The sequence below is a fragment of the Mycobacterium neglectum genome, from assembly GCF_002591975.1.
Lineage (GTDB): Bacteria > Actinomycetota > Actinomycetes > Mycobacteriales > Mycobacteriaceae > Mycobacterium > Mycobacterium neglectum.
On record NZ_NVQE01000086.1, the window covers coordinates 1 to 8,960 of the forward strand.

Genomic DNA, 8,960 nt, shown 5'->3' on the forward strand with positions numbered 1-8,960 from the left:
TTGCACACAGACACCTCTGCCTGACAGAGACGCACAAGAGGTAGCGTCGGACGCGCCAGATGAGTAGAAGGTACAGGACCGTGACCGTGACCCAGGAGCCGGAGCCGCCGCCACCTCCGCCGCCTGCCGAGGTCCCACCGCCACCACCGGAGACTGCGGCGCCGCCACCGCCTGCCACGACTCGCGCGGGGCCTCGCCAGGTCACGTACTCGGTGACCGGAACCAAGGCGCCGGGAGACATCATCACGGTCACCTACATCGACGCGTCCGGCCGCAGTCGCACGCAACGAAACGTCTACATCCCGTGGTCGCTGACCGTGACACCCATTTCGCAGTCCGAGGTGGGCTCCGTGCAGGCCTCCAGTCTGTTCCTGGTAAGCAGGCTCAACTGCTCGATCACGACCAGCGACGGCACGGTGCTGTCGTCGAATACCAACAACTCCGCACAGACAGCCTGCTGATGCCAAATACGACTGATTCCGCGGCGAGCCCGCGGGTGCGCCAGGGTCTCGACCCGGGCGAGTTCGACCGCACCGACCGGATCCTGCTCGGCACCTGCGCGGGGATATGGCTCATAGCGCTGGGCACCGCCGTCGCAGCCATCGTGGCCCTGGTCGACCTCGGCGGCGGTCAGCAGGAAGCGTCGGGCGGTTCGGGGACCCCCTGGCTGCTGTACATCGTCATCGCGGTGTCGGCCGCGGTGATCATCGGCGCAGTGCCGCTACTGATTCGGGCCCGCCGCGACGCGATGGCCGATGCTGAACCGCCCATCCGGTCCGATCCACGACAAGCACCGGGGCGACGGCAGGAGACCGCACGCGGCGAGGCGGCACAGACCGAGAAGTTGCGGATCTCGGGGGCGTCGGCAGGCCGGATCCACGCCGGCCCGGGTTACGCGGCGGCGGTCACGCACAGCACGTCGATGCCGGCCCCACTCGTGGCCGCCATCGACCAGGTATGGCTGCGCTGCGCGGTATTGATCGCGTGTGCGATCGGCATCGCCATGGTGGCGATAGGCGTGGCAACCTACTTGATGGCGGTCGAAAGCGACGTTGCCGCGTGGGTGCTCTTCGCACTCAGTGGGCTCATCACGCTGGCAATGCCGGCGATTCCGTGGTTCTACCTGCGTGAGTTGCGCGCCCTGCTCGAGCACCACAGCGCGTAACTCGTCGTCGGCCAGCCAACCGGCTCAGTGATGCCCGTTCGTCTGCCCGTTTGACGAGCCATTCGAAGACCCGTTTTCCGAGCCGTTGCGGTCCTGGTGCTCGCGTAATGCGGTGAGCGACTTGCGTTCCGCGGCATGTGCGGCCTCCACGAGCTGCTCGTTCTCCGACAACGGATCGGCGGTGAGGAAGCTGCCCGAGCCAGGAGCGCCCGCATAGCCGAGCTTGTTCATCCGCTTCGGAACCGCTGCACCCTGGTATTCCAACGGAAGTGGGTGACCGTGATCGTCGACAGGGCCGAGCGGCTGGTGCAGCTCGATGTACGCGCCGTGCGGCAGCCGCTTGATGATGCCGGTCTCGATGCCGTGCTCGAGCACCGCGCGGTCGCTGCGCTGCAGTCCGATGGCCCACCGGTAGGCGATGTAGTAGACGATCGCAGGCACGACCACCATGCCGATGCGTCCGATCCAGGTCGTCGCGTTGAGCGAGATGTGGAACTTGTACGCGATGACATCGTTCATCGCCGACAGCGTCAGCACCATGTAGAACGCAATCGCCATAGCGCCGATTGCCGTGCGCACCGGTGCATCCCGAGGACGCTGCAGCAGATTGTGGTGGGCGGTATCGCCGGTGAACTTCTTCTCGAGGAACGGCCAGGCTGGCAACAGCATGAAGACCAGCCCCATGATCAGCGCCACCCAGACCGGCGCAGGCACGGTGTGGCCGAGGAAGTACAACTCCCAGGCGGGGAAGATTCGCGCCAAGCCTTCTGTCCACATCATGTAGAAGTCAGGCTGGCTGCCTGCCGACACGTGTGACGGTCTGTACGGACCCAATTGCCAGATCGGGTTGATCTGTAACAATCCGCCCATCAGGCCGAGGATGCCGACGGTCATCGCGAAGAACGCGCCGGACTTGACCGCGAACACCGGCATGACCCGCACACCGACGACGTTTGTCTCGGTGCGCCCGGGGCCGGGGAACTGGGTGTGCTTCTGGAACCACACCAGTGCGAGGTGAATTCCGATGAGCGCCAGGATGATCCCTGGAATCAGCAGGATGTGCAGTGCATACATTCGCGGGAGCCAGTAGCCGTCCTGCGCGCACTGATATCCGACACCGCCGCACGGGAAGTCGCCGCCGAACAGCGCCCAGTGCAGCCACGTGCCGATCACCGGCATGCCAAGGGTGATGGAGCTCAGCGCCGCCCGCAGGCCGATGCCGGAGAGCAGGTCGTCGGGCAGTGAGTAACCGAAGTAGCCCTCGAACATCGCCAGGATCAGGAGCAGCGAGCCGATGATCCAGTTCGCCTCGCGTGGGCGGCGGAACGCACCGGTGAAGAAGATGCGGGCGAGATGCACCATGATCGACGCGGCGAACAACAACGCCGCCCAGTGGTGGACCTGACGGACGAACAGGCCGCCCCGCACTTCGAAGCTGATGTCGAGCGTCGATGCGTAGGCCTTGGACATCTCGATACCGCGCAGTGGTTGATACACGCCCTCGTAAACGATTTCGGCCATCGAGGGATCGAAGAACAGGCTCAGGTACACGCCGGTGAGCAACAGCACGATGAAGCTGTAGAGGGCGATTTCACCCAGCAGGAACGACCAATGGGTCGGGAACACCTTGTTGAGCTGCCGGCGTACGGCAGCCGACGGGTGGTAGCGCGAATCGATTGCGTTGCCCTGGCTGGCCGCTATCTCGGCCATGCTTGGCGGTTTTGGCAGTGTCGGACTCAATTTGTTTGCTCCCAGAATGCCGGGCCGACGGGTTGGATGAAGTCCCCGTTGGCGACCAGGTAGCCGTCCTGATCAATGGTGATGGGCAACTGCGCCAGCGCGCGCGCAGCCGGGCCGAATATGGGTTTGGCAAAGTGCAGCGCATCGAACTGCGACTGGTGGCACGGGCAAAGGATGCGATAGGTCTGCTGCTCGTAGAGCGACGAGGGGCAGCCCAGGTGTGAACACACCTTGGTGTACGCGAACAGGTCGCCGAAGTTGAAGCTCTCCTGGTGCTTGCGCTTGACCACCCTCGGCAGGTCGGCCGGCTTGATGCGGATCAGCATGACGGGATTGCGCACACCCATGGTGATTTCGGCAAGTCGGTGGTGTGACGCCGTGGTCGTACCGTCTCCGTCGGATTCGCGCCACGGGAACACGGTCTCCATACCGCCTGCGTCGATGTCCTCGGGGCGCATCTTGGCGTAGGTTCCGTTGCCGGTCGCGCGCGCGAGGAATATGGTCTCGCCCTTGAACCGCGGGGTCCACCCAGAAGTCCACAGCACGGCCTTCAAGCCGTCGGCGGTCTGCACCACCGGCTTCCACGGATTCTTGATCAGACCACCGGCGAACGCCACCAGCGTGCCAAGGCCGAACGCGCCGAGCCCCACTCCGAGCGACAGGCCAATCAGCTTGCGCCGCTTCAGTGTCGACGATTCGAGCGCATCAGAAAGATTGGCTACCACCGTCTTTCGCTGAAGCTCGGGGGAGCTGCCGTCGTGGCGGTCCTGTATCGAGATTTCCTCGGGGATGAACTTCTTCTGATACAGCACCGCCCCGATCCCGATGGCCAGGATCGACAACCCGAACGTCAATCCGTACATGGGTGTGGCGAGGTCGTACCAAAGGTGGTCGGGCTCGGCTCCGCTGCGGTACTCCCACGGCCAGAACAGGAAGACCACGAGCAGCGCCAGACCCGAAATGCCGCCCAGCATCAGCCAATACGCCACCACCCGTTCGGCGCGCTTCTCGGCCTTGGTGCCTGGAACGGGCCAACGTTCGTCCTTGTAGACGATCTCGACGCCGTCGAGCTTGCCGCCGAGTTCCAGCAGTTCCTCACGCGACATCGCGGCGAGTTCGGCGTCGGTCGGCTGACCGGGCACACCTTCCTGTCCCGGGGTGTCGGTTCCCTTGACGGTGTCGCCGCCGTCGCTCATGCTCGCGCTCCGATCCACAGGGCCACGACAACGACGGCCACTATGCCGATTATCCAGATTGCCATGCCCTCGGACGTCGGGCCGAAGCCGCCGAGGCCGTAGCCGCCGGGATCTGGTGCCGTGGTGGCCATCCGGACGTAGGCGACGATGTCCCGCTTCTCCTCCGGCGACAGCTGCCGGTCGGAGAACTTGGGCATGTTCTGGGGTCCGGTCAGCATCGCGGTGTAGATCTGCGCCGGATTGGCCCCCGCCAGATCAGGTGCGTACTTGCCGGACGACAACGCACCGCCCTTGCCGGTGAAGTTGTGGCACGACGAGCAGTTCAGCCGGAACAGGTCGCCGCCGCGGGCGACGTCGCTGCCCAGCAGGGATTCGTTGGCGACCCCACCGTTCTCGTCGCGGGGGACAACCGGTCCACCACCGTTGGCCTGCACAAACGCGCCGAGTGCGTCGGTCTGCGCCTCGTCGAACTGCGGGGGCTTCTGTGGCGCCTGCGCCTCACCGCGCATGGCGGGCATGCGACCGGTGGAGACCTGGAAGTAGACGGCGGCCTCGCCGACGCCGATGAGGCTCGGTCCGCGGTCGGCCACGCCCTGTAGGTTCGCGCCGTGGCACGTGATGCACGACGTGTCGAAAAGTTCCTTGCCGGTGCGCAGGAGGGCCGATTGCGACTCGTCGGCAACCGCCACCTGGGGGGCCGGAGTCAGCGTGGCTGCCAGGCCACCGGCGACTCCCAGCCCAATGAGCAGGAGCATCGCCGCAGACAGGCGGCGGCGCAGGCGACGGCGCTTGACTGGTGCCGGCTTACCGGTTCCGGTGGCCTTCTCGGTCATCGAACCCCTTCTCTTCGAACCCTTCATCAGACGCATGGGCGAGCCGATCATCGGACGAAGTAAATAACGGCGAACAGGGCGATCCACACGATGTCGACGAAGTGCCAGTAGTACGACACGACGATCGCGGCGGTGGCCTGAGCAGGGGTGAACTTACTCATCCTGGTGCGCGCCAGCAGGAAGAGGAAGGCGACGAGCCCGCCGATGACGTGCAGGCCGTGGAACCCGGTGGCCAGGTAGAAGACCGTGCCGTAGGCGCTGCCGGGGATGGTCGTCCCGTGCTCGACGAGGTGGATGTACTCGTAGCCCTGGCCGAGCACGAAGAACAGGCCCATCAGGAACGTGATGACGTACCAGCGCCGCAGCCCGAAGACGTCGCCGCGCTCAGCGGCGAACACGCCCATCTGGCAGGTGAACGACGAAGCGATCAGCACCAGCGTGACCGGAACGGCCAGGACGAGGTTCAGTTCAGTGGGCTCCGGGGGCCAGTTGCCACCGGCCTGAGACCGGGCGGTGAAGTACATCGCGAAAAGCCCTGCGAAGAACATCAGCTCGCTGGAGAGCCAGACGATCGTGCCGACACTGACCATATTCGGCCGGTTCAGGGAATGAACTCGCGACGTGATAGCGGTCCCCGAGGTGCCTACAGCGCTCGTCACAGGAGCAAGTATGACGCTTTGTAGTTGTTGAACTCCACCCGGGTGAGCAATTCGTCATAATCAGCGCGTGACTTCCGGTGAATCCCCAACGTGGCCCCAGGTCCTCGGCCGCCTAACCACTGGTCAGGCGCTCGCGTCCGGGCAGGCCGGCTGGGCGATGGACCAGATCATGACGGGCACGGCGACCCCAGCTCAGATCGCCGCCTTCGGCGTGTCGATGAAGATGAAGCGCCCGACGCCCGGCGAGGTGGCCGAAATGGCCGACATCATGCTCAAACACGCCCGGCGGGTGCCGACCGAAACGATCGGCAACGAGACCGTCGACGTGGTCGGAACCGGCGGTGACGGCTCCAACACGGTGAACCTGTCCACGATGGCGGCGATCGTGGTGGCGGCCGCCGGCGTGCCGGTGGTCAAGCACGGCAACCGGGCCGCGTCGTCGCTGTCGGGTGGTGCCGACACGCTCGAGGCGCTCGGGGTGCGCATCGATCTGGGTCCCGACGATGTCGCGCGCAGCGTCGCCGAGGTCGGCATCGGCTTCTGTTTCGCACCGCAGTTCCATCCGTCGTATCGGCACGCGGGTGCGGTGCGCCGCGAGATCGGGGTGCCGACGGTATTCAATCTGCTTGGCCCACTGACGAATCCGGCCTCGCCGCGAGCCGGTCTGATCGGCTGTGCATGGGCGGACCTGGCTGAGGTGATGGCAGGTGTGTTCGCCGCGCGCCGGTCAAGCGTCCTGGTTGTGCATGGCGACGACGGACTCGACGAGTTGACGACCACCACGACGAGCACCATCTGGCGTGTCCAGGCTGGCACCGTCGAGCGGCTGACATTCGACCCGGGGGCGTTCGGGTTCGCCCGCGCCGAACTGTCCGAGTTGGTCGGCGGTGACGCGGAGGCTAATGCCGCGTCGGTGCGCGCGGTGCTCGGCGGCGCCACGGGGCCGGTGCGCGACGCGGTGGTGCTCAACGCCGCCGGTGCGATGGTGGCCCATGCCGGGCTAGCCAGCGACGCCAAGTGGGTGCCTGCGTGGGAGTCGGGTCTGGCCAGGGCCGCCGAGACCATCGACTCCGGTGCCGCCGAAAAGCTGCTCGCGCGTTGGGTGGGGTTCGGTCAGAAGCTCTGACTCAGAACGGGTTTCGGCGAGTTGTTCAGCTGCCACCCGCGCCGACCTGGCCGACGCGGCCCATTCCGCGAACCGGCCCGCAGAGCCTGCCGGTGAGGCGTAACCGGACTCCGCGCGCACGATCCGCACGCCCGGCTGGGCGAGCCAACGCGCGATCAGCGCGGTCTCTTCGACGAGTGCGCCGCCGAGCGGCGCCTGACTCGGCAGAATCGCTTGCGCGCCAGCACATATCGCGTCGACGACCGGCATCGGGGGCACACCCCGCGGCGCGTTTCCGGCAGCTGCCAGCTGGCCGTTGCGAATCACCGCGAGGCGCCACCCGCCCGCGCCGTCCGGACGTGCAGCGACCATCTCGCTGACGTCGGCCAGCGCGCGCAACCGCTGGCCGCGCCAGAGCACGTCGATTGCGGTGGCGGCGTGGTCCCGCAGCCGCGCCGCGGTTTCGTAGCGGGCGCGCCCCGCCAGATCGGTGATGTGCGAGAGCACATCGACCAGTGCCTGCGTGTCGGCACCTTCGATCAGGTCGCGGGCACGCCGCGGTGCGACGGCGTAGTCGGCGGGGCCGACATCGCGCGGCGCGGGGCATGGCGAGACTTCGTGTTCGGGGCACCGCGGGCCGTGGAGCGCCGACCGGCCCAGCCGAACCGAGCATGTCCGCACGCCGGTGAAGCGGGCCAGCAGTCCAGCCGTCTGCACGGCATCGGCGCGGGCACGAAACGGGCCGACGGTGCAGTCGTGCTTCGGTGCGCGCACTGCCGAGAACCGAGGAAACGCCTCATCTGTCAGCACCACCCACCACCAGCGGTGCGGGAACTTCGAGCGACGGTTGTAGGGCGGGGCGTGCGCGGCGAGCAGCCGTAGCTCGCGTACGCCCGCCTCCAGCTCATGCGCGCACTCGACGTGGTCGACCGCGGTGGCCAGCGTCGCCATCTCTTTGATGCGGGTGCGCGGGTCCGCGCCGTTGAAGTACTGGCTGACGCGGCGGCGCAGATCGATGGCCGTGCCCACGTAGAGCACCTCGGAAGAAGGTCCGCGGAACAGGTACACGCCGGGTCGGCGGGGCAGCGGCGTGGCGAGATGCCGGTTGCGGCGCTGGCCGGGAGTCACGTCGGGCAGATACGAACGCAGCTCGGTGTAGGTGTGCACACCCTGGTTTCCGACGCGCTCGATGAGCCCGTGCAGCACGTCGACGGTGGCCCGTGCGTCATCGAATGCGCGGTGAGTCGGGGAGGTCGAGGCACTGAACAGGCGGGCCAGCGCCGACAGTCGCACGCTGGGCGCCTCATCGCGGGTGAGCACCCGGCGGGCCAGGCGCACCGTGCACAGCACCGGGGGCCGCGGCCAGGGGAGGTGAGCGCGGTCCGCGGCCGCACGCAGGAATCCGATGTCGAAACCGGCATTGTGGGCGACGAGCACTGCGCCGCGGGAGAACTCCAGAAACGCGGGAAGCACCGCCTCGATCTTTGGCGCATCGCTGACCATCGCCGTGGTGATCCCGGTCAGCGAGACGATCTGCGGGGGGATGCTGCGCCCCGGGTCCACCAGGGTGGCGAACTCGCCAAGGATCTCGCCGCCGCGCACCTTGACGGCGCCGATCTCGGTGATGGCGTCGTGGTTGTCGCCACTGGCGCGCCCACCCGTGGTCTCCAGGTCAACGACCACGAAGGTGGTCTCGCGCAACGACACCGACATGTCGAAGGCCAGTGGCTCAACATCCGCGAAGCTGAGCTGGCCCATGCGCTGACGGTAGGGAATCGGACCGACAAAAACCGGCAGGCCCGGCATTGCCACGCCGTGTGAAATTGGGTTGTCGGTGCCCGGCGATACCGTGCGGACAACACCGAGCAGGAGGACTGCGGAATGACTCATGACGACGAGCGGCCCGACATGGGCACGGTCACCATCGACTGCGACGACTGCGCGGTGCGGGGCCCTGGTTGTCAGGACTGCGTCGTCAGCGTCCTGCTCGGTACGCCCGAAACTTTGCTGAGCGACGAACGTCGAGCGCTCGAGGTCCTCGCTGACGTGGGGTTGGCACCTCGGCTGCGGCTCGTCCCGATCCACCGCCGCAATAACTCCGGCGTTGCGTGACGACACGCGACAACGCAGGGCGCCGAGGTGCCTCACCTAATTGTGAGCGCGAAGGGTGAGCTGGTGCCTCACGCATAATGAGCGCGTGGGGGCTTGCGTTACTTCGCCGTGGCCAATCGGTTGATTGACGGTTGCAATGCTTCCAGGTCG

7 protein-coding genes and 2 pseudogenes are annotated in these 8,960 nt (G+C 66.6%); 4 read left to right on the forward strand and 5 right to left on the reverse strand.

From position 1 onward, the window contains the following. Positions 1 to 74 precede the first annotated feature (74 nt). Both CSQ99_RS30235 and CSQ99_RS30240 read left to right on the forward strand, forming a co-directional pair. Positions 75 to 461: pseudogene (locus CSQ99_RS30235) on the forward strand (MmpS family transport accessory protein); the annotation flags it as partial. Beyond that, entirely contained in the window at positions 461 to 1,165 is a 705-nt protein-coding gene (locus CSQ99_RS30240; protein WP_099042654.1) for a DUF2561 family protein, read from the forward strand. The pseudogene CSQ99_RS30235 and the gene CSQ99_RS30240, both read left to right, overlap by 1 nt. 24 nt (positions 1,166 to 1,189) lie before the next feature. Here CSQ99_RS30240 and qcrB read toward each other — a convergent pair whose 3' ends face one another. The 4 genes from qcrB to ctaE are packed head-to-tail and all read right to left on the reverse strand — an operon-like array spanning position 1,190 to position 5,593. Next, positions 1,190 to 2,905 (reverse strand): cytochrome bc1 complex cytochrome b subunit, encoded by a 1,716-nt coding sequence (gene qcrB, locus CSQ99_RS30245; protein WP_099042655.1) that lies wholly within the window; start codon positions 2,903 to 2,905, stop codon positions 1,190 to 1,192. Next, positions 2,902 to 4,101, reverse strand: a complete 1,200-nt coding sequence (gene qcrA, locus CSQ99_RS30250) for a cytochrome bc1 complex Rieske iron-sulfur subunit (protein ID WP_176561297.1) — start codon at positions 4,099 to 4,101, stop codon at positions 2,902 to 2,904. Before qcrA ends, qcrB begins: the two co-directional genes overlap by 4 nt. Continuing rightward, positions 4,098 to 4,934: a cytochrome bc1 complex diheme cytochrome c subunit gene (qcrC, locus tag CSQ99_RS30255; protein ID WP_099042659.1), complete on the reverse strand. Its 837-nt coding sequence runs from the start codon at positions 4,932 to 4,934 to the stop codon at positions 4,098 to 4,100. Before qcrC ends, qcrA begins: the two co-directional genes overlap by 4 nt. Before the next feature lie 47 nt (positions 4,935 to 4,981). Further along, positions 4,982 to 5,593: an aa3-type cytochrome oxidase subunit III gene (ctaE, locus tag CSQ99_RS30260; RefSeq protein ID WP_099042657.1), complete on the reverse strand. Its 612-nt coding sequence runs from the start codon at positions 5,591 to 5,593 to the stop codon at positions 4,982 to 4,984. A 49-nt stretch (positions 5,594 to 5,642) separates the two neighbouring features. Here ctaE and trpD point away from each other — a divergent pair, with 49 nt between their 5' ends. Then, positions 5,643 to 6,719, forward strand: a complete 1,077-nt coding sequence (trpD, locus tag CSQ99_RS31185) for an anthranilate phosphoribosyltransferase (protein ID WP_245909164.1) — start codon at positions 5,643 to 5,645, stop codon at positions 6,717 to 6,719. Here trpD and CSQ99_RS30270 read toward each other — a convergent pair. Further along, positions 6,657 to 8,588 (reverse strand): annotated as a pseudogene (locus CSQ99_RS30270) (DEDD exonuclease domain-containing protein); the annotation flags it as partial. The gene trpD and the pseudogene CSQ99_RS30270 sit on opposite strands and share 63 nt — an antisense overlap. On the opposite strand from CSQ99_RS30270, the gene CSQ99_RS30275 reads away from it, so the two are divergent. Further along, a complete protein-coding gene (locus CSQ99_RS30275) occupies positions 8,580 to 8,810 on the forward strand; it encodes a hypothetical protein (RefSeq protein ID WP_099042658.1) in 231 nt (76 codons plus the stop codon). The pseudogene CSQ99_RS30270 and the gene CSQ99_RS30275 overlap by 9 nt on opposite strands. Positions 8,811 to 8,960 lie beyond the last annotated feature (150 nt).